Origin of the sequence: Flavobacterium adiutor (genome assembly GCF_048282555.1) — a bacterium.
Taxonomy (GTDB): Bacteria; Bacteroidota; Bacteroidia; order Flavobacteriales; family Flavobacteriaceae; genus Flavobacterium.
This window is the reverse complement of the sequence record NZ_CP182487.1, coordinates 3,444,379-3,463,194: the sequence shown is the minus strand read 5'-3', so window position 1 is coordinate 3,463,194 and position 18,816 is coordinate 3,444,379. Positions and strand designations below refer to the sequence as shown.

At 31.4% G+C, this 18,816-nt stretch carries 19 protein-coding genes; 10 read left to right on the top strand and 9 right to left on the bottom strand.

What is annotated here, in order from left to right:
• Nucleotides 1–4: 4 nt before the first annotated feature.
• Together ACNC7R_RS14685 and ACNC7R_RS14680 are read right to left on the bottom strand one after the other, a co-directional pair.
• On the bottom strand, nt 5–1,228 hold the full coding sequence (locus tag ACNC7R_RS14685) for a glycosyltransferase (RefSeq protein WP_417941815.1): 1,224 nt from the start codon (nt 1,226–1,228) through the stop codon (nt 5–7).
• Complete coding sequence (locus ACNC7R_RS14680) at nt 1,229–2,416, bottom strand: glycosyltransferase (protein WP_417941814.1); 1,188 nt, start codon at nt 2,414–2,416, stop codon at nt 1,229–1,231.
• Nucleotides 2,417–2,704: 288 nt separating this feature from the next.
• Here ACNC7R_RS14680 and ACNC7R_RS14675 point away from each other — a divergent pair, with 288 nt between their 5' ends.
• Entirely contained in the window at nt 2,705–3,679 is a 975-nt protein-coding gene (locus ACNC7R_RS14675) for a hypothetical protein (protein ID WP_417941812.1), read from the top strand.
• Here ACNC7R_RS14675 and ACNC7R_RS14670 read toward each other — a convergent pair.
• Together ACNC7R_RS14670 and ACNC7R_RS14665 are read right to left on the bottom strand one after the other, a co-directional pair.
• A complete protein-coding gene (locus tag ACNC7R_RS14670; RefSeq protein ID WP_417941811.1) occupies nt 3,671–4,837 on the bottom strand; it encodes a glycosyltransferase family 4 protein in 1,167 nt (388 codons plus the stop codon). The two genes, ACNC7R_RS14675 and ACNC7R_RS14670, sit on opposite strands and share 9 nt — an antisense overlap.
• Nucleotides 4,810–5,094 carry a hypothetical protein gene (locus ACNC7R_RS14665; RefSeq protein WP_417941810.1) on the bottom strand — a complete coding sequence of 95 codons (285 nt, stop codon included), beginning with the start codon at nt 5,092–5,094 and terminating at the stop codon, nt 4,810–4,812. Before ACNC7R_RS14665 ends, ACNC7R_RS14670 begins: the two co-directional genes overlap by 28 nt.
• Nucleotides 5,095–5,151: 57 nt before the next feature.
• Between ACNC7R_RS14665 and ACNC7R_RS14660 the strand changes: the two genes are divergently transcribed.
• A complete protein-coding gene (locus tag ACNC7R_RS14660) occupies nt 5,152–5,859 on the top strand; it encodes a polysaccharide deacetylase family protein (protein WP_417941808.1) in 708 nt (235 codons plus the stop codon).
• Here ACNC7R_RS14660 and ACNC7R_RS14655 read toward each other — a convergent pair.
• Nucleotides 5,851–6,588: a glycosyltransferase family 2 protein gene (locus ACNC7R_RS14655; protein ID WP_417941807.1), complete on the bottom strand. Its 738-nt coding sequence runs from the start codon at nt 6,586–6,588 to the stop codon at nt 5,851–5,853. The two genes, ACNC7R_RS14660 and ACNC7R_RS14655, sit on opposite strands and share 9 nt — an antisense overlap.
• A gap of 55 nt (nt 6,589–6,643) precedes the next feature.
• Between ACNC7R_RS14655 and ACNC7R_RS14650 the strand changes: the two genes are divergently transcribed.
• Nucleotides 6,644–7,459, top strand: a complete 816-nt coding sequence (locus tag ACNC7R_RS14650) for a glycosyltransferase family 2 protein (protein ID WP_417941806.1) — start codon at nt 6,644–6,646, stop codon at nt 7,457–7,459.
• Nucleotides 7,460–7,605: 146 nt separating this feature from the next.
• Here the strand turns inward: ACNC7R_RS14650 and ACNC7R_RS14645 are convergent, their stop codons facing one another.
• Nucleotides 7,606–8,664 carry a glycosyltransferase family 9 protein gene (locus tag ACNC7R_RS14645; RefSeq protein ID WP_417941805.1) on the bottom strand — a complete coding sequence of 353 codons (1,059 nt, stop codon included), beginning with the start codon at nt 8,662–8,664 and terminating at the stop codon, nt 7,606–7,608.
• A gap of 149 nt (nt 8,665–8,813) precedes the next feature.
• On the opposite strand from ACNC7R_RS14645, the gene ACNC7R_RS14640 reads away from it, so the two are divergent.
• The gene (locus ACNC7R_RS14640) at nt 8,814–9,572 is read left to right on the top strand and encodes a lipopolysaccharide kinase InaA family protein (RefSeq protein WP_417941804.1); all 759 of its coding nucleotides are present in this window, start codon (nt 8,814–8,816) and stop codon (nt 9,570–9,572) included.
• Nucleotides 9,573–9,652: 80 nt separating this feature from the next.
• On the opposite strand, the gene ACNC7R_RS14635 is transcribed toward ACNC7R_RS14640, so the two are convergent.
• A complete protein-coding gene (locus ACNC7R_RS14635) occupies nt 9,653–10,468 on the bottom strand; it encodes a 2,3,4,5-tetrahydropyridine-2,6-dicarboxylate N-succinyltransferase (protein ID WP_223681478.1) in 816 nt (271 codons plus the stop codon).
• Between the two features lie 255 nt (nt 10,469–10,723).
• Between ACNC7R_RS14635 and ACNC7R_RS14630 the strand changes: the two genes are divergently transcribed.
• The 3 genes from ACNC7R_RS14630 to ACNC7R_RS14620 all read left to right on the top strand — a co-directional run bounded on the left by ACNC7R_RS14630 (nt 10,724) and on the right by ACNC7R_RS14620 (nt 13,582).
• On the top strand, nt 10,724–11,353 hold the full coding sequence (locus ACNC7R_RS14630) for a PAS domain-containing protein (protein WP_417941803.1): 630 nt from the start codon (nt 10,724–10,726) through the stop codon (nt 11,351–11,353).
• 187 nt (nt 11,354–11,540) lie between these two features.
• The gene (ruvX, locus tag ACNC7R_RS14625; RefSeq protein WP_278009327.1) at nt 11,541–11,957 is read left to right on the top strand and encodes a Holliday junction resolvase RuvX; all 417 of its coding nucleotides are present in this window, start codon (nt 11,541–11,543) and stop codon (nt 11,955–11,957) included.
• A 125-nt stretch (nt 11,958–12,082) separates the two neighbouring features.
• Nucleotides 12,083–13,582: a malate:quinone oxidoreductase gene (locus ACNC7R_RS14620; protein ID WP_417941802.1), complete on the top strand. Its 1,500-nt coding sequence runs from the start codon at nt 12,083–12,085 to the stop codon at nt 13,580–13,582.
• A gap of 47 nt (nt 13,583–13,629) precedes the next feature.
• On the opposite strand, the gene ACNC7R_RS14615 is transcribed toward ACNC7R_RS14620, so the two are convergent.
• On the bottom strand, nt 13,630–15,849 hold the full coding sequence (locus ACNC7R_RS14615) for an FUSC family membrane protein (RefSeq protein WP_417941800.1): 2,220 nt from the start codon (nt 15,847–15,849) through the stop codon (nt 13,630–13,632).
• A 185-nt stretch (nt 15,850–16,034) separates the two neighbouring features.
• Here ACNC7R_RS14615 and def point away from each other — a divergent pair, with 185 nt between their 5' ends.
• From def to mazG, 3 genes are all read left to right on the top strand, one after another.
• A complete protein-coding gene (def, locus tag ACNC7R_RS14610; RefSeq protein WP_417941799.1) occupies nt 16,035–16,625 on the top strand; it encodes a peptide deformylase in 591 nt (196 codons plus the stop codon).
• Nucleotides 16,626–16,664: 39 nt separating this feature from the next.
• Nucleotides 16,665–17,144, top strand: a complete 480-nt coding sequence (locus tag ACNC7R_RS14605; RefSeq protein WP_163395075.1) for a DUF5606 domain-containing protein — start codon at nt 16,665–16,667, stop codon at nt 17,142–17,144.
• A gap of 94 nt (nt 17,145–17,238) precedes the next feature.
• Nucleotides 17,239–18,009: a nucleoside triphosphate pyrophosphohydrolase gene (gene mazG, locus ACNC7R_RS14600; protein WP_417941798.1), complete on the top strand. Its 771-nt coding sequence runs from the start codon at nt 17,239–17,241 to the stop codon at nt 18,007–18,009.
• Here the strand turns inward: mazG and ACNC7R_RS14595 are convergent.
• Nucleotides 18,004–18,690: a Crp/Fnr family transcriptional regulator gene (locus ACNC7R_RS14595; RefSeq protein WP_417941797.1), complete on the bottom strand. Its 687-nt coding sequence runs from the start codon at nt 18,688–18,690 to the stop codon at nt 18,004–18,006. The two genes, mazG and ACNC7R_RS14595, sit on opposite strands and share 6 nt — an antisense overlap.
• Nucleotides 18,691–18,816: the final 126 nt, after the last annotated feature.

The following is an 18,816-nucleotide window of genomic DNA, read 5'->3' as shown; positions in this document are numbered from 1 at the left end:
AGTTTTAAGATTTTAAAATTGCTTTTAACTTTATAAGTATGTTTTTTTCATATTTCTTAATGCTGTTTTTTAATCGTATGTTCTCGGTGATTAAGAAGTTCTTATTGTTTAAAATATTAGTATCCCTTTCTTTCATATAACAACTTATTTTATCTAATCTTGAATAAATTAATTCTCCAATTTTTTCCTTACTAAAATAGGTTTCTATAGTTCGTTTCGCATTTTTTTGTATTTCTTCGATATTTTTATAATTATCATGAACATGCCTTAAAATTTTCTTCGAATTTTCGATATCAGGCTCAGCATATTGATATCCTTTTTTTATAAAGCCTGAATCTTTGTCCTTTGTTATCAACTCATAATTGATCAAGAAACTATTTTGATTGTTCATGAATTCTAAGTTGCCGGAATATCCAGTTCCAATCACTATTTTTTTTCTTAACATAGCCTCTGCAAGTGTCAGACCAAAACCTTCAGCCCGATGTAGTGAAACATAGCAATGGCAGTCATCAATAAGTTGTGTAAGTTTCTTTTTAGAGTAGTTTTCGTTAATAAGTATTATAGAGTTATGATTTTTTGTCTTTTCTGTAAGCTCCTTATGCAGTCTTTTGTTTTTTTCTAAATTAACTGTTTTTAGGACTAATACAATATTAGGGTTATTCTGGAAAGTGTCTAAAAAACATTCTATTAGACCATTAGTGTTTTTTCTTTCAGGAGTACTTAGTGAATCAAAGATTGATAAAAAAATAAACTTATTTTGTAATTCTATTTTAGGAGCATTTTCCTCAGTTTTGATTGCTTCAATTAGATGAGGGATTTTGATAACAGGTTTAAAAGAATAGGATGAAAAGACATTTTGGCAAAAACTGCTGGGAACCCATATTTCATCAAAAAGATCGACTAAATCTATAAATTCTTCAGGGAGTTTATTAAATTCCCAGGCCCAATAGGCAATATTATAAATGTGTGATGCGGTAGGTATGGTATTGTTTAAAAGAAAACAAGGGATATCATTAATATTGATATGATAAATGTTGATTATATTTCCACTAATTTCATTTACTAAGTGATCATCTTGTCTAATCAGTAATTTTTCACTTTCATTATAATTAACCTGATTAAGCGTAAAAGGGCATTCTTTCAGTGCTGCAAAATTTGCTCTTGCAGCTTCAGAAATGCCAGAAGTTTTTGAAAAAGTAGAATGATAATTAACAATGGTATTGTTCATTTATATTTGCGTTAATACAGATTTTAATTTTTCTTTTGAAAAAGGATAAAGGCTTTCAGTAGAGTTAACAGATAATTTAGACCATATTTCCTTGTCGTTATAAAGTGTAATTATCTGTTTTGAAAATTCATCTGCAGTTTCAGAAATAAAAGCATTTTTTTTGTTTTCTAAATACATTCCTTCAGCGCCTATAGAAGTCGTTACTACAGGTAAAAAGTATTCAAAAGACTGACCTATTTTTCCTTTTACACCTGCGCCATAACGCAAAGGAGCAACCATCAGTTTCGAGTTGATAAAATAGGACTCAATATTTTCTACAAATCCCAATAGTTTGAAATTAGGATGGGAGATAGAGTGAATCTTATTTTTTACATTTCCAATTACATTTACTTTTAAATTGGGTAATTTTAGCCAGACTTTTGGCATTATTTCATTGTATAAGTAATGAATAGCATCGATGTTTGGTTCATGTGAAGAACCAATAAACAAAATATCGCTTCTTTTTTCAAATGGGGCAATTTGACTTTCGTCTATTTTACAATAATGTATATTTGAAATTAACAATATCTGATTTTCTTTCAAATACTGTGACATGATTTCTTTTTCTACTTCAGATATTGCGATAACAATATCTGCTTTTTTTGCTAATTTTGTTTCTATTTTAAAATAGTGATAATATTTTTTTCTTAACGAAATTCGATAAGGTTCAATTTCTATGGCTCTTTTATATCTTAAAAAATGAATGTCTACCATGTCAAAAATTGATTTTGAACTAGGGAATAATTTTGATATTTTTTTCAGATTTTTTTTTAAGCTATTAGCATTATAATACCATACATAATCGACTTTAGGAACTGACTTTAAAAAAGCAAAATAATTTTTGTATCGATTTGTTTCAACATAAACTATAATTCCCAAATCACTAAAATTGTTAATATAATAATTGGTTCTAAAAGCCTTATTTGTACATATGATACAGTTATAACCTAGTTCTTTTGCGCATAAAATTATTTCTCTAAGTCTATTGGAGCCAGAATCTTTGTCAAAAGTGGGTATGCTTGTAGTGATAAATACAATTGTTTTTTTGGAAGGATTGTAATTTTGATAATTAGGAATACTTTGGTCTGATTGATTTTTGATTATATATTTTTTTTCAAAATAAAATTTGATGGTTTTTAATAGGCCCATTGATTTTTTTATTTAAAATGATTGCAAAAGAGGATTAATTAAATAACTAGACACGTCTGACTTTTGGCTTAGACAGGTGGGATTAAGAATAATTCATGTAATTTTCAAAGATAATATTATTTTTTAGAGTCTTGTTCTTTATTGAAGATGGACTTAACCTATAATAGTTGCGCGTTTGGTACTATTATTTTTTAAGAAATGCTGCTGTTTAAATAATAAAATTATTATTTAAGTAGGATTGTTGTTATTAATACTTCTATTTTTGCATGAAATAAAAAATAAAATATAATGCTTAAGCCAGAACGAATTGCAATCATTAGTACACGCTCTTTTGGTTATATTGATTTTTTAGCTGAAAAATTAAAGGCAACCGAAAATATTGATTTAGTATATATAAATATTGATTCAATATCTTTTTCATATAAAAACAGGCTTTCTAGAATTAGAAATGGGTTTAGAAAGCTTTTTTCTTTACCAAATATGAAAGATATAAACAGAATAGAATTTATTAAAAAGGAGCTAGCGGATAAGGGGACTTTTGATACGATTTTGGTTATTAGACCTGATAAAATTTCAAAATTGGCATTGATGTATTTAAGAGAAAACACATCGAATTTGGTTTGCTATTTATTTGATGGTATTGAAAATTTTAAAGATCAAAAAAAAATATTGCATTATTTTGATTTTGTTTATAGTTATGATAAAAAAGATGTATTAAATAATAATTTTAAATTCCTTACTAATTATATTTACGATTTTAAAATTGATACAAAAAAAATTTCTAATCTTGCATTTAATGTTTCTTCATATGATGAAAGATTTCCTTTTTTAGAAAAATTAGCAAATCATTTTGAAAACATTAATTTGCCTTTTCGATTTATTGTAAAAAAAGAAAAGCCATTTAATCATGACTTAATTGAGATTTCAGCGGTATACTTATCACTACTTGAAGTAAAAGATGTTTTAGCTGAAAGTTTTGCTATTGTGGATATACAAAAGCAAAACCAAACCGGGCTGAGTTTTCGTGTTTTTGAAGCTTTGGGATACAGAAAGAAACTAATTACTAATAATCAGGATGTGGTGAATTATGAGTTTTATAATCCTACCAATATTTTTATAATTACAGAGGATAATTATCAAATTCCTAAATTTTTTTTTGATACTCCTTATGTGGAAATAGACCCACAAATATTAGCTAAATACTACATAGATAACTGGATTTTGCAAGTTTTTAATATTGATTGTAATTCCAGTTTAAAGTAATGTTTTGTAAAACTTATAATATTGTTTTTGCATACAAGAAAGGTCGTGATTTTCTTTGACTAAGTTGTAAGCATTAGTTTTTATTTTTTCTGATAGTTCAGGGTTTTGTAAAATTTCTAATACATAATTAGATAAATTTTCTGAATCTTTTAAATCGGTTAAGAAACCAGTTTTATTGTTTTCAATTACTTCGGAAATTCCACCAGCATTTGTTGCAACAACAGGGATTTTTGAAGCAAATGCTTCATATATAGTCAGAGGTAGGCCTTCAGTTTCTGATGTTAATAAGAAAATATCAAAATCAGGCAAAATTTGCTGTATGTTTGAACGATAGCCCATAAAAATAATATGCTCTTCTACTTTTAGTTTTTTTGAGTATTTATGAAGTTCGTCTTTAAGCGGACCATCACCTACAATTACAAACTTAAGGTCTAATTTTGAATCTTTTTTAGCTATAATCTTTTTTGCAGTATCTATAAAAGTATGAATATCTTTTTGTGAAGTTAAAGCTGCTACATTACCAACTATTTTAGTATCTAATGATAATTGATATTCTTGATGAATTAAGTAAGTTTTTTTTACATTCTCGAAAAAATTTACATCAATTGCGTCATAAATAGTTACTAATCTGCTCTTGTCATGTACGATATTATCAAATACTTTTTCAACAGCTTTAGAAACTGATATAATCTTTTGAATTTTGGGGTGCGAATACTTATATCGATTAAGAAATTTATCTTTTATTCTATTATTTCTTTTTCTGCTTAATACAATTTTGGTTGATTTAGGTAAAAATAAAGTAGCAATTAATGAAGCAGTCAAAGCATTTGAATCATGTACATGAATAATGTTTATTTTTTCTGCTTTGCAAATTTTGATTATAGGTTTTAGTAAAGAAGATACTTTCGATTTTTTAAAATATGTAAAATGTTTTGATTTACTTTCAGTGCATTTTTCGGAAAGAACTGAATTTTCTGGACAAAGAATCATTTGATTCAAATCCTTAAAATTTTCCAATAAGCGAAAATATTGATATAACTGAGCTTCGCCTCCTCGCCATTCATGTGTAGTTGTTACATTTAATATGTTCATCTTTCGATCTATATTTTCAAAGTTTTTAAAAAGCAATTTTATTCCATTTTTCGATACTTGAGCCATAAAAACAAATACTTTTTAAAAGTTGCAAAAGCATGAATATAAGAGAGAATAAAACCTTTTTTACCTTTTAGTATTTGGAGTTTTAAAAAATAATTTATGATAAAATTACCAAAAGGTATCATTATCAAATGAAAGTAATTTGGCCTGATTTTCTTTTCGTACAATTTATTAGCGAGCTCTTTGGCTTCAATTGTTAACTTCGAATTGTATTCATCAAAGCCGATACCTTTTTCTGAAAAGAAATTATTTTCCTGCATAAATAAGTTTATGAACTGCAAATGTAATAATTTTACATTCAAATACAATTTAAAGACATGGCAGGTTTACCCATATTAATGTATCATAATGTTTCTGATGATATAAATAGTAACGGTCTTACTATTTTTAGTAAAAATTTAGAAGAACAATTTTACTATTTGAAAACGAAGGGATATTCAACGTATCATTTTTCGGAATTGGAAAACAAAAAATCTATAAATCCAAAAAGTGTAGTGATTACTTTTGATGATGTTACTGAAAATCAAATGGTTTATGCTCTTCCGCTGCTTAAGAAGTATAACTTAAAGGCTACTTTTTTTATTCCGTTTGCCTATATTGGAGGTGTTGATTCATGGAATTCAGGCCATGAGAAAATTATGTCCGTTAAACAATTGAAGGAATTGGATGATTGTGTAGAGTTAGGACTACATTCGTTCGAACATAAAAGATATGCCTCTTTAACGGAGGGTGAAATCAATACCGATTTTTCTAAATGTTTTGAGATTATAGAAACAAAAGATCTAAAAGTTTATAATGCTTTAGCCTATCCTTATGGTAACTATCCTAAAAAAGAGCCTCATAAATCAGTATTCACTGCTATTTTGCAGCAAAATAATGTCAAATTTGGATTGAGAATAGGAAATAGGATTAATAATTTTCCTTTTAAGAATCGGTACGAAATTCAGCGGATAGACATTAAAGGGGAAGATAGCCTGCTGAAGTTTAAACTCAAGTTGCGTTTCGGTAAATTAAGATTATTTTAATCCCTTTTCGATTAAGATGATTTTGGCATATCTCGAAAAAACACCATAAGCATTAACGCTCGCTAAAGCTAAACCGGGAACTCCATCCATAAATCCTCCTTTTAAAATATAAGAAGAGAAAAAACGGTAAAAAGGTTTAAAAATTAATTGAAAATAACCTGCTTTTTTCCCTTTTTTGAAAGAAGTATTAGCCTGAAACCAGGCATAAGAATCTTTTTTTTGTAATAAATGAAAAAGGCCTTTATAGGTGTAATGGATCATGAAGTTTTTTAGAGTACCTAAAGTTCCCTGAAACAAAAGTTTTTCATGGACATCTCCAGAAAAAGAAATAGAATCATTTTTTACAAGTCTGACTACTTTATCTACTTTATGATATAAAAAACGATTCATATAAAAATGAGGAAACTTAAGCTTGTATCCCTGATGTCTTCCAGTTTCGATTACCGATAATATTTCAATTTTTAGTTTTTGGGAAACCCGTTCATCAGCATCAATAAATAGGATCCAGTCACCTGTTGCATAAGAGATGGCGTGGTTTTTCTGGCTCGAAAAATTATCAAATTTTCTATCTAAGACTTTACAGCCTAACTCAATGGCTTTTTCTTTGGTGCCGTCAGAACTAAAGGAATCAATTACAATAATTTCATCAGCAAATTCAACTGATTTTATAGCATCTTCAATATAATCAATTTCATTGTAAGTAGGAATTATTACGGTTAATCTGCTCATTTTTTTGTTTTAAGGAAAAACAAAATTAATAATTTTAGGTTACCTTTGCGCCATTATGAAAAAGAATATTTCCGTTATAATCAGCACTTATAATTCTGTCGAATGGCTAAAAAAAGTCATTTGGGGATATAACACTCAAACCTATCGCAATTTCGAAATGGTGATTGCCGATGATGGCTCGCGTCAGGATACTTTCGATTTAATTGACGAATTGAAAAAAGAAGTTTTTTACCCCATTATACATGTCTGGCACGAAGACAATGGTTTTCAGAAATCCCAGATTTTGAACAAAGCCATATTAGCCTGCACGACTGATTATATTATGATGTCTGATGGCGATTGTATTCCGCGTCCGGATTTTGTGGAACAGCATATTAAATTCAGGGAAGAAGGTTATTTTCTTTCCGGTGGCTATCATAAATTGCCATTAGATTTATCTCAAAAGATTACCAAAGAAGATATTTATTCAGGAAAATGTTTTGATGTTTCATGGTTAAAACAAAACGGGATGAAGCCTTCTTTTAAAAACAACAAAGTAAGTGCCACAGGTTTGAAAAGTGCTGTTTTGAATTTTTTGACTCCCACAACACCAAGCTGGAACGGACACAATGCGTCCGGCTGGAAAACAGATATTGTGGCTGTCAATGGTTTTGATGAGCGTATGCAATACGGCGGACAGGACAGGGAATTAGGTGAGAGACTGGTTAACTATGGCATAAAGCCCAAACAAATCAGATATAGTACAACCTGCCTGCATTTGGATCATCCTCGCGGTTATGCGACTCCTGAGTCAATAAGCAAAAATAAAAATATCCGAAAAGAAACCCGGATTCAAAAGAAAAAAAGAACCGAATTCGGGATTGTAAAATAATAAAATAATAAAATAATAAAATAATAAAATAATAAAATAATAAAATAATAAAATAATAAAATAATAAAATAATAAAATAATAAAATAATAAAATAATAAAATAATAAAATAATAAAAAGCATTCGTTACTGTCGAATGCTTTTTTCTTATAGATTGTTCTTCAGGAATTTATCCAGTTCTGGAAGTATTATTTCCGGAGTTAGCTGTTTGTACAATTCGTCCGGGTTTTTTTCTATTTTTTTGCGTTCCTCAAAAGTAAAACTGTCAAATAGATTAGGTTTCATTTCCAGTAAATGGACAGAATGATGCAGTTTTCCATCTTCGAAACTTGCCCAGTGATCTTTGTTTACATAAGGAGAAAATATAGTAAATGTAGGCTTGTTTAAGGCCTTAGCAATGTGTACCGTTCCTCCTTCGTTAGAAACCAAAAGTGCAGATTGATTCATTAATTTAATGAAATCACGAATGTTTTTGGCATAAATATCTAAAATGATGTTGGATTTATTTCCACACATTTCATATATTTTCAAAGCTTCCTCTTTTTGATGCGGTGCATAATTGAAGAGGATATTTACATTATAGTTAGAAGCAATAAAATCAACCATTTTCGCTACATATTCATACGGCATTGATTTTTGTGGTGTACTTCCCAAAACTCCAAGAACAATCACTTTTTTATCAGCGTATTTCCCCAGCCAGTCTTCTTTTTTTTCTTCGTCAGTCAAAAATATTTTGGGATGGTAATCTATTGGTTCAAAATTACCAGCCTGACTTAATAAATGAATCCGGTCTTCGATTGCTTTGCCGCAGATTTTGGTTTTTTCTTTAGATATAGTTACCGGATGCGTGTAATAACCCCAATTTCCTAGTTTTTTTCGGCTTTTATGCCCAATTGTCTGTTTGGCTTTAGAAAATTTACAAATGAGTTTGCTTTGTGTTTTTGAATAAGGATCAAAAATAATATCATATTTCTCTTTTCTGATCTGGCGAATCAGTTTCAGCAAAACTGGAATTTTTTTCAGCTCTTTATCATTAATTGAAATGATTTTGTCAATGTTTGGGTTCTTCAAAATTACGCCGTGAGTAAAATCATAAGCCATAAAATGAACTTCACTTTCTGGATATTTCGCCTTAAAATTATTAGCAATTACTGAACTGATCAGGACATCTCCAATCCGTTTGTTTTGTATGATTAAAACTTTCATCCTAAAGTTATTTTTTTTTATTGACTTGGGCTTAGTTCTCAATATTGAGTTTATAATTCATCCTAAAAGAAAGTTCTGTTTCTTTTGATACATTACTTGGTGCAAAGTACTATTTTTTATACTTTTAAACCAAATTATAATTGTAAGCTGTGCCAATAATCATTCATTCGAAATATAAAAACAAAGAAGAAGCTATATTTCAGTTAGTTGCTGATTTTTTTACTAAAGGAAATATGATTGTTAAAGGCTCCCGCAATACAATCAAGTCGAATTTTCTTGGTGATGAAAAAGTAAATATCAAATTTTTTCAGAAACCCGGACTATTCAAATCAATTATCTATTCTTTTTTTAGAACTACCAAAGCTAAACGGTCTTTCGATTATGCCAATTATTTGACTTCCCATACTATTTTGACGCCTTTTCCAATTGCTTATATCGAAAACAGGAGTCGCTTAGGACTTTTACGGGATAGTTACTACGTTTCTCAGCAAATCGATTATGATTTTACGATTCGTGAACTAATTCACGATCCTCTGTTTCCGGATAGAAATGTGATTTTAGAGCAATTTACGGAGTTTACTTTTAAAATGCACGAAGCCAAAGTCAATTTTCTGGATCATTCTCCTGGGAATACTTTAATCGTAAAAAAAGCTTCGGGTCAATATGAATTCTATCTGATAGATTTAAACCGAATGAATTTCAAAAACTTATCTATCGAAGAACGAATGGATAACTTTAAGAAAATGTGGCTGTCCAAAAAAATGGTGAAAGTAATAGCGAAAGCTTATGCCAGATTAAGTGGTGAACCTGAAGAGAAACTACATGCCATTCTTTTGGAAAAAACGCTTCAGTTTAAAAGAAAAATCACCAAGAAGAAATACCTAAAAAGAAAGATAGGCAGGAAATAAAAACTGTATTAGAAAAGCAAAATCCAAATTCCAATCGATTTATCAATTGAAATTTGGATTTTTTATTTTGAGTAATCGGATTATACCGCTACGTCATATTCTCTTAACGCATTGTTCAATGAAGTTTTCAAATCAGTTGAAGGTTTACGTGTACCAATGATTAAAGCACAAGGAACCTGATATTCACCTGCAGCAAATTTTTTAGTATAGCTTCCAGGAATCACAACAGAGCGAGCTGGTACGAAACCTTTCATTTCAACCGGTTCATCGCCTGTAACGTCAATGATTTTTGTTGAAGCAGTCAAACATACATTTGCCCCTAATACAGCTTCTTTACCTACGTGAACTCCTTCTACAACAATACAACGAGAACCAATAAAAGCACCGTCTTCGATGATAACAGGAGCAGCCTGTAATGGTTCTAAAACCCCACCGATACCAACACCACCGCTTAAGTGAACGTCTTTACCAATCTGGGCGCAGCTACCAACAGTAGCCCAAGTATCAACCATTGTTCCGGCATCAACATAAGCCCCGATATTTACGTAGCTAGGCATCATAATTACACCGCTTGAAATAAACGAACCATAACGGGCAGAAGCTCCAGGCACTACACGAACTCCTTTGGCTGCATAGTCTTTTTTTAATTCCATTTTATCATGGTATTCAAAAACTCCTGCTTCCCATGTTTCCATTTTCTGGATAGGGAAATACATTACAACCGCTTTTTTTACCCATTCGTTTACCTGCCATCCGTCACCTTTTGGTTCAGCAACGCGAAGTTTTCCAGCATCTAATAATTCGATAACTTCTCTGATAGCATCAGTAGTTGCTGTTTCCTGCAATAAAGCTCTGTTTTCCCAGGCTTGTTCAATTATAGTTTGTAAAGAACTCATATGTTTAAATTTTTGGCAAAGATAGCGCATTTGAGTAAAATCAAAATAGCAAATCAATCTGAAAATGTTATAAATACAACTTTTTGTTTTTTATTTAAGGAATTATCACAAATTTAAATGTCTCACAAAATGTATTTTCTTTACTATTATTTCATGATAAAAATCAGATTTCATGATTTTTCTTCGAATTAATTTTGCGCCATAATTCCTGAGGTAATTAAAGGAATTGAAAGTACTAAATTAATCAGAACCAATATGAATCAGGAAAATCAACTTCAAAATCGGGTTACAGTTATTGACAAAGAGGTTACGTGGGACAAAACACAAGTAATTATGAGTAAAACAAATGCTTTTGGTATTATTGAATATGCCAACGAAGTTTTTGTTGATGTTTGTGGTTATGAAGATTATGAACTAATGGGACAACCTCATAATATTATTCGCCACCCGGATATGCCCAAGGTTATTTTTAAGGTGCTTTGGGAAAATTTGAAACAAGGGAAAAATTTTCATGCAATCGTAAAGAATCTGGCAAAATCGGGGAGGTATTACTGGGTAATAACTGATTTTGATATTGCAAGGGATGAAAATGGTGTTATCGTAAATTATTTTGCAAGAAGACAGGCCGTTCCTCAGGAAGTTATTTCGCAGCACATTGAACCTCTTTACAAAAAGTTGCTTCAAATTGAAGCAGCAAGTGGTGTTGAGTATAGCGAAAAATATTTAATTGGATTTTTGGAAGAAAAAAAGAGAAGTTATATCGAATATATTAAGGAGCTGATTTATGAACATGAAAAGGCTCAGTCGAAATTTGCTCAATATGAACTTAAGGAAGATGATGAAGAAGAGGAGAAAGGTTTTTTTGGCAGATTATTTGGCAGATAATACTGCTTTATAATGTTTTTTTAGTTGTTTTAAATTTGGTTAAAATCCGTTTTGAATTTTTCAGGGCGGATTTTTACTTAGTATTATAAAAATAATCATAATGATAAGCAATAAGGAAGTTTATATTTCTATTTGCTGCTGGGAATTTGAAAATTAAAATAGTTTATCTTTGAAAAAAAATAAAAAAATGCCCAGAATCCTTTCCATAGACTACGGACAAAAGCGTACCGGAATTGCGGTAACTGACGAAATGCAAATTATAGCGTCAGGTTTAACTACGATTCCAACCAATACTTTAATTGATTTCCTAAAGGATTATTTTGCTAAAGAAAAAGTAGAGGCGGTTTTAATTGGTGAACCGAAACAAATGAATGGTCAGCCATCTGAAAGTGCATCTGTAATAAAAGGTTTTGTAACTCATTTTTCGAATATTTTTCCGGATATGAAGGTCGTTCGTGTAGATGAACGCTTTACTTCAAAAATGGCTTTTCAGACCATGATCGACAGCGGACTAAGTAAAAAACAGCGTCAGAACAAAGGATTGATTGATGAAATTTCCGCAACGATTATGCTTCAGGACTATCTTTCTTCTAATCGTTTTTAGGTTTTAGGGCTATAAATTTCACTTTATTTAGAAAAAAATGTAATTATCTAACTATTATCTTTCAAAAATTAGTTTTTTTTTGGGATTATAAAAAGTACCTTTGCATTTTAAAATAAAATACTGTTATGCCTGACAATACAATACGTTCTAATAGTGAAGTAGTGCTTATTGGAGCTGGAATTATGAGTGCTACACTTGGAGTAATTTTGAAAGAATTACAACCTGATATAAAGATTGAAATTTACGAAAGACTGGATGTTGCCGCAGCTGAAAGTTCAGATGCATGGAATAATGCAGGAACAGGACATTCTGCTTTTTGTGAATTAAATTACACTCCTGAAAAAGCCGATGGCTCTGTAGATCCTAAAAAAGCCATTAGTATTGCCGAAGCTTTTGAGGTTTCGCGTCAGTTTTGGTCTTATTTAGTACAGCAAAACAAGGTGCCTTCACCTGAAAATTTTATTAAAAGTGTACCACATATGAGTTTTGTATGGGGTGAAAAGAATGTAAAATACCTGAAAACCCGTTTTGAGGCTTTACAAAAAAATCCATTATTTTCTGAAATGCTTTTTAGTACAGACTTTGAGCAATTAAAACAATGGATGCCATTAGTTATGGAAGGAAGGCAGCCTGACGAAAAACTGGCAGCTACTACCATGGCAATTGGGACAGATGTGAATTTTGGCGCTTTAACAAGAAGTATGTTTAATTATCTGGAAAAATTAGACGGTGTTTCTTTGTTTTTTAATCATGAAGTTAAAAAACTAAAGCAACGTGATGACAAATCATGGAGAATTAAAATAACAGATTTAGGTTCTGGCGAAAAAAGAAAGACTTATACAAAATTTGTATTTATTGGTGCCGGCGGAGGTTCATTGCCATTGTTAGAAAAAGCAAATGTACCTGAAGGGGACGGTTATGGAGGTTTTCCTGTAAGCGGTCAGTGGTTAAAATGTACCAATCCTGAAGTTATTGCAAAACATCAGGCAAAAGTTTACGGAAAAGCAAGTGTTGGAGCTCCTCCAATGTCTGTTCCGCACATTGATACACGTGTAATTGATGGAGAAAAAGCATTGCTTTTCGGACCTTTTGCAGGTTTCTCAACCCGTTTCTTAAAAAACGGATCCTATTTAGATTTGCCATTATCAATTAAGGCAAACAACCTTATCCCCATGTTATCAGCAGGGTATAATAATATTCCTTTAACAAAATATTTAATAGAACAGGTTCGTCAGTCTCCAAAAGACAGAATAAAAGCTTTACGCGAATATTTGCCAACAGCAAGATCTAAAGACTGGGTTTTGGAAAAAGCAGGCCAGCGCGTTCAGGTAATCAAAAAAGGTGAAAATGGTGGTGGAGTTTTAGAATTTGGTACCGAAGTAATCAATACACAAGACGGAACACTCGCTGTTTTATTAGGAGCATCTCCGGGAGCTTCTACCGCAGTTTCTATCATGGTTGATTTAATTGAACGATGTTTTAAAGATCAGATAAATACACCGGAATGGGAAGCAAAACTGAAAAACATGATTCCTTCTTACAAGCAGACTTTAAATGACAAGCCCGAGTTGTTAGAACAAATTAGAAAACATACAGCAGAGGTTTTAAAACTGAACAGAAATTAATAGGAGAAAATACCTTATTAATCACAAATAAAACAAATCCGGATGAATTAATCCGGATTTGTTGCTTTTAACTCTTTTGTAATCTTTACTATTTTTTCAGCTAAATTACTCATCCAGATCAATTGTTCTATAACCATTTGGGCTTCCTGCATTTTGGCCTGTCTGGTTTCTTTATCCAATTCTTCATCTGTTGCCAGACGAGTAAAGTTTTTGCGTTTCATTTCTTCAAATTGCAAAGTCACATCTTCTTTGTCAAAAAAAGTATCGGTTATGATGGTTTCATTTCTTAAAATTGAAATCGAATGATCTAAATTTAATAGAATGGTTTTAATGATATAATTAAATGATTCCGATGCAGATGTAGTCTGGTGTGCCTGAATGTAAGTTGATAATGAAGCTAAGGCCGAAAGCAAAGAATGATTTAGAACTACTAATTTATTTACCAAGGGCAGTGTTTTCTGCTTTGATTTTGGTTCCTGCATCATACGCTGAAATGAAGTCATCAGATTTCCAATTTCTATAAAAACATTCTTTCTTGCGAGGCGGTAAGAAGTTGGAACTTCACCTTTTTTATTATAAAAATCCGCAATTTCCATAAGGTAAGTTCTGTTGGCACGAATAGAGTTTTCAATATGGATAGGTGTATTTATAAATTCCCAGGCTGGCCATAAAAACTGATTGGCAATAAACGCCAGAATTGCCCCAACAAGCGAATCCAGAATCCTGAACTGAATTACTTCTACAACATTTGGAACCAGAATTCCATAGATGAAAACGACATACATAGTCACGAAAGTCGCACTGATTTTATAATTAGCCTGAGCGAAAGAAATTCCAAGCAGCATACAAATAATGGAAAAGATACTTAAAACCACATGATTTTGTACAACAGAAACAATTCCGAATGCCAGTAAGCCTCCTAAAAGAGTGCCGAAAATTCGATTGTAAGACCGTTCTTTCGTTAAGCCGTAACCTGGACGCATTATGACAACGATGGTTAATAAAATCCAGTAAACGTTTTGAAACGGAAGAAACTTCCCAACGATAAATCCAATTAAAATGGTTATGGTTAACCGTACAGAATGTCTGAAAATAGAAGAAGAGAAGCTCAGATTTTCAATCAGCGTTCGTAAAGGATAATATTGTGGGGTTAAGAACTTTTCAAGTTCCTTGTCTTTGTCTTTTAGTTTGTAAGATTGCATTGCCAACGAGAATGCTCTTTGTATGATTTTTATTTTTCCAACCTGATTTTTAGCATATTTCAGCATGTTGGTCAGCATCAGAACACCTTCAGCTGCTGCTTCTTTTCCTAATTTTTTTTCATAGTCAAAAATGGCAAATTCCAGAGCGTCAAGTTCATTTTTTAAATCATTTTTATCAACGTAAACCGCAATATGATGTACATTTTTAGAAAGTTTTTTTAAGGTAGAAGCAAGTTTGTATGCTACATTTTGATAAGTTCTTAAAACATCCGGATGTTTGTTAAACTTTTCATGAATTTTACTGTGATCGAAAGACGTGTATAAAGCCAGTTCCTGAATTTCAAGCAGCGTAATAAAAACCAGTAACATTTTTCGGTTCTGACTCGTAGTCGAGCTGCTTTGGTTTCCAATAAGTACTTTTCGTAAATCTTCATGAATCTCATTTAACTCTACCTGAATGCTTAATTGCTTTTCAATAATTGCTTTTCGGTTAGCTTCCGGACTCCAAAGATCCCCCCTGAGTTTTAAATACTTTGCGGTTAATCTGATTCCGCGTGCAATTTCAAGTTCAATGTATTTATAAGGTTGTATGAAATGGAAGGCAAGAGAAACAATCAGATATAAAATTCCTCCGGTATAAATATAGCCTGAGTAAGCAAAGGCTTCCCAGCCTTGATGTATATGTCCAAAAGATAGAGAAATTGAGATTAAAGCAGAAAAGGAAACCAAAGTAGCTCTTTGACCGTAAACAGAAATCATAGAGCATAAAAAAAGTAAAAATCCTAAAAAGGGATAAAATAAATAAGGATAAGGATATACAAGGTTTACTAATAAATTAACGCCGGCTACAATAAATGAAGCTACAATCAATCCTTTTATTTTATGGTTTAATGTACTTGGAATGTCGCTTGGATAAGTATAAAAAGCACCCAATGCAATAGTAAAACCAATTTCAAAATGTCCTAAAAAATTAAAAATCAATACAGGGATAACAGAGGCTATAGTTACTTTTGAAGCATTTAAAAACGAGGTGCTGTTAGTGAATTTTACAATACGGTCAAACATATAAATTGGTTTAAAACAAAGGTAAGATAATTTGGTATAATTATGGCTGAGATTTCAAGGTACAGCCAAAAAGAGATTTAATATATTATTTTCAAATGTTCATTGACTATTTTTTACTATTTTTGACTGCTAAATTTGAAAGGGCAAATTAAATTTTTAGTAAATAAAAAAACAATATAACATAGATGATTTTACCAATTGTAGGATATGGGGATCCCGTTTTAAGAAAAGTTGGTGAGGTAATTACACCGGATTATCCAAACTTAAAAGAAACAATAGCAAATATGTACGAAACCATGTATAATGCATATGGTGTAGGACTTGCTGCGCCACAAGTAGGCCTGGCAATTCGTTTGTTTGTGATTGATACAGCACCTTTTAGCGATGATGAAGAGTTAAAAGAAGATGAGCAAAAAAGCTTAAAAGGTTTCAAAAAAACTTTTATCAATGCAAAAATTGTGAAAGAAGAAGGAGAAGAATGGAGTTTTAACGAAGGATGTTTAAGTATTCCGGATGTACGTGAGGATGTGTACAGAAAACCCACTGTTACACTGGAATATTGTGAGGAAGATTTTGTAATGAAAACGGAAGTTTTTGACGGATTGATTGCAAGGGTTATTCAACATGAATACGACCATATAGAAGGAATTTTATTTACGGATAAAATATCATCTTTAAAGAAGCGTCTGATTCAAAAAAAACTAAAAAATATTACCGAGGGTAAAACTTTTCAGGAGTACAGAATGAAATTTGCATCCGCTAAAAAAGGCAGATAATATAATACACCAAAAATTCTTAATACTAATTTAATAAACATGAATTTAGACAAAATTTTAGCCATTTCAGGAAAGCCTGGTTTATATGTATTGAAAGTGCAAACGCGTACAGGTTTTGTGGCAGAATCATTATTAGACGGAAAAAAAATTACTGTAAACTTAAAAAGCAACGTAAGTTTATTATCTGAAATTTCAATTTATACTTACGAGGGAGAAAAGCCTTTGACAGAGGTAATGCAGCGTATTGCTGTTAAAGAAAATAAAGAACAGGCAATTTCTCATAAAGAAGACAATGCAAAACTGACTGCTTATTTTAAAGAAATTTTGCCAGAGTACGATGAAGAGAGAGTGTATCCGTCTGATATTAAAAAAGTATTAAATTGGTATAATATGCTTCAGGCAAAAGGGCTGGTTACGGATGAAGCCCCTGCTGCAACTTCAACATCAGAAGAAATTGCTGTTGAAGAACCAGTAAAAAAAGCTCCTGCAAAAAAAGCAAAAGCTAAAAAAGAAGAATAGTAGTTTATATTTAAATATATTAATCCTGTTAAGATGTTTTCTTGACAGGATTTTTTACTTTTACAAGATTTGGTTACCATAAAATTTCAAAAAAATGAGCAAAGAACTTCAGCTTAAAGCCTTCGAAAGATTATTAATTATCATGGATGAACTTCGTGAGCAATGCCCATGGGATAAAAAGCAAACTTTGCAAACCCTGAGACATCTTACAATAGAAGAAACTTATGAATTAGGAGATGCTATTCTGGATAATGATCTTAATGAAGTTAAAAAAGAGTTGGGAGATCTATTGCTTCACATTGTTTTTTACGCCAAAATAGGTTCTGAAACGAATGATTTTGACATAACTGATGTATGCAATGAAATCTGTGATAAACTGATTCACCGTCACCCTCATATTTATAGTGATACTGTAGTAAAAGACGAAGAAGAAGTCAAACAAAACTGGGAAAAATTAAAACTTAAAGAAGGGAAAAAATCTGTTTTGGAAGGGGTACCACGAAGTTTACCGGCATTAGTAAAAGCAAGCAGAATACAGGATAAAGTAAAAGGCGTGGGTTTTGACTGGGAAGAGCCGCATCAGGTTTGGGATAAAGTACAGGAAGAACTGGAAGAATTGCAAGTTGAAGTTAAATCCGGAAATCAGGATAAAATCGAAGCCGAATTTGGCGATGTTTTATTCTCAATGATCAATTATGCCAGATTTTTAAATGTAAATCCTGAAGATGCTCTGGAACGAACCAATAAAAAATTTATTAAACGCTTTCAGTATTTAGAAAATAAAGCACAAGAATTAGGAAAACCCCTTATGGAAATGACTTTGGCAGAAATGGATGTATTTTGGGACGAAGCCAAAAAACTATAACTGTTCAGCTAGTTTTTTTAAGGCTTTTACGTTTTTAAGCACAATTTTTTTACCTACCAGTTCAATTAATTCCAGTTTGTTAAAATCAGACAGTAATCTTATACAGCTTTCTGTTGCTGTACCAATCATACCGGCAAGTTCTTCTCTGGTTAGCTGTACTTTCAGTGTTTTATCTTCGTTTTCGCCAAAAGCATCGTGCAGGTACAATAAAGTTTCTGCGAGTCTTTCTTTTACCGTTTTTTGTACAAAGGCAATTTTGTCGTTTTCGGATTCTTTCAAATCTTCACAAACAGATTGCATCATATTCAATGAAAACTGATTGTTATTATTAAAAAAGTTTATGATTTCAGACTTTGGAATAAAACAAACTTCCATGTCTGCAATTGCTTTTGCTGATAAATTTGCAGGCTCATTGCTAATCATGGAGCGCTGTCCTAAAAGCTCTCCGGATTTTACCAGTTTTATAATCTGATCTTTTCCGTTGGCGCTTAATTTAGAGAGTTTTCCTATTCCGTCTTTTACGCAAAAAACACCGTTAGTTATTTCGCCTTCCTCAAAAATAGCTTCTCCTTTTTTTATTTTATGAGTCGTTTTACTATTTGCTAGTTTTATAACTTCCTCTTTATTAAGTGCTTTTAAGGAAGAAAGCTGGCGTACGATACATTGGTCACATTTATTCATAGGAAAAGTATTTACTGCAAAATTAACCAATAATCAGTTTAGTAGGTTAAATTATTTTGAAAAAAGAAAGATAAAGTCTCTTCTTAAATTTTGGCTATTTATTTTCTGAAATTTAAAAATCAATTT

Excerpts from the sequence above, each read along its gene's own strand:
- ACNC7R_RS14685 (WP_417941815.1), bottom strand. The coding sequence starts at position 1,228 with ATGAACAATACCATTGTTAATTATCATTCTACTTTTTCAAAAACTTCT.
- ACNC7R_RS14680 (WP_417941814.1), bottom strand. The coding sequence starts at position 2,416 with ATGGGCCTATTAAAAACCATCAAATTTTATTTTGAAAAAAAATATATA.
- ACNC7R_RS14675 (WP_417941812.1), top strand. The coding sequence starts at position 2,705 with ATGCTTAAGCCAGAACGAATTGCAATCATTAGTACACGCTCTTTTGGT.
- ACNC7R_RS14670 (WP_417941811.1), bottom strand. The coding sequence starts at position 4,837 with ATGGCTCAAGTATCGAAAAATGGAATAAAATTGCTTTTTAAAAACTTT.
- ACNC7R_RS14665 (WP_417941810.1), bottom strand. The coding sequence starts at position 5,094 with ATGCAGGAAAATAATTTCTTTTCAGAAAAAGGTATCGGCTTTGATGAA.
- ACNC7R_RS14660 (WP_417941808.1), top strand. The coding sequence starts at position 5,152 with ATGGCAGGTTTACCCATATTAATGTATCATAATGTTTCTGATGATATA.
- ACNC7R_RS14655 (WP_417941807.1), bottom strand. The coding sequence starts at position 6,588 with ATGAGCAGATTAACCGTAATAATTCCTACTTACAATGAAATTGATTAT.
- ACNC7R_RS14650 (WP_417941806.1), top strand. The coding sequence starts at position 6,644 with ATGAAAAAGAATATTTCCGTTATAATCAGCACTTATAATTCTGTCGAA.
- ACNC7R_RS14645 (WP_417941805.1), bottom strand. The coding sequence starts at position 8,664 with ATGAAAGTTTTAATCATACAAAACAAACGGATTGGAGATGTCCTGATC.
- ACNC7R_RS14635 (WP_223681478.1), bottom strand. The coding sequence starts at position 10,468 with ATGAGTTCTTTACAAACTATAATTGAACAAGCCTGGGAAAACAGAGCT.
- ACNC7R_RS14630 (WP_417941803.1), top strand. The coding sequence starts at position 10,724 with ATGAATCAGGAAAATCAACTTCAAAATCGGGTTACAGTTATTGACAAA.
- ruvX (WP_278009327.1), top strand. The coding sequence starts at position 11,541 with ATGCCCAGAATCCTTTCCATAGACTACGGACAAAAGCGTACCGGAATT.
- ACNC7R_RS14620 (WP_417941802.1), top strand. The coding sequence starts at position 12,083 with ATGCCTGACAATACAATACGTTCTAATAGTGAAGTAGTGCTTATTGGA.
- ACNC7R_RS14615 (WP_417941800.1), bottom strand. The coding sequence starts at position 15,849 with ATGTTTGACCGTATTGTAAAATTCACTAACAGCACCTCGTTTTTAAAT.
- def (WP_417941799.1), top strand. The coding sequence starts at position 16,035 with ATGATTTTACCAATTGTAGGATATGGGGATCCCGTTTTAAGAAAAGTT.
- ACNC7R_RS14605 (WP_163395075.1), top strand. The coding sequence starts at position 16,665 with ATGAATTTAGACAAAATTTTAGCCATTTCAGGAAAGCCTGGTTTATAT.
- mazG (WP_417941798.1), top strand. The coding sequence starts at position 17,239 with ATGAGCAAAGAACTTCAGCTTAAAGCCTTCGAAAGATTATTAATTATC.
- ACNC7R_RS14595 (WP_417941797.1), bottom strand. The coding sequence starts at position 18,690 with ATGAATAAATGTGACCAATGTATCGTACGCCAGCTTTCTTCCTTAAAA.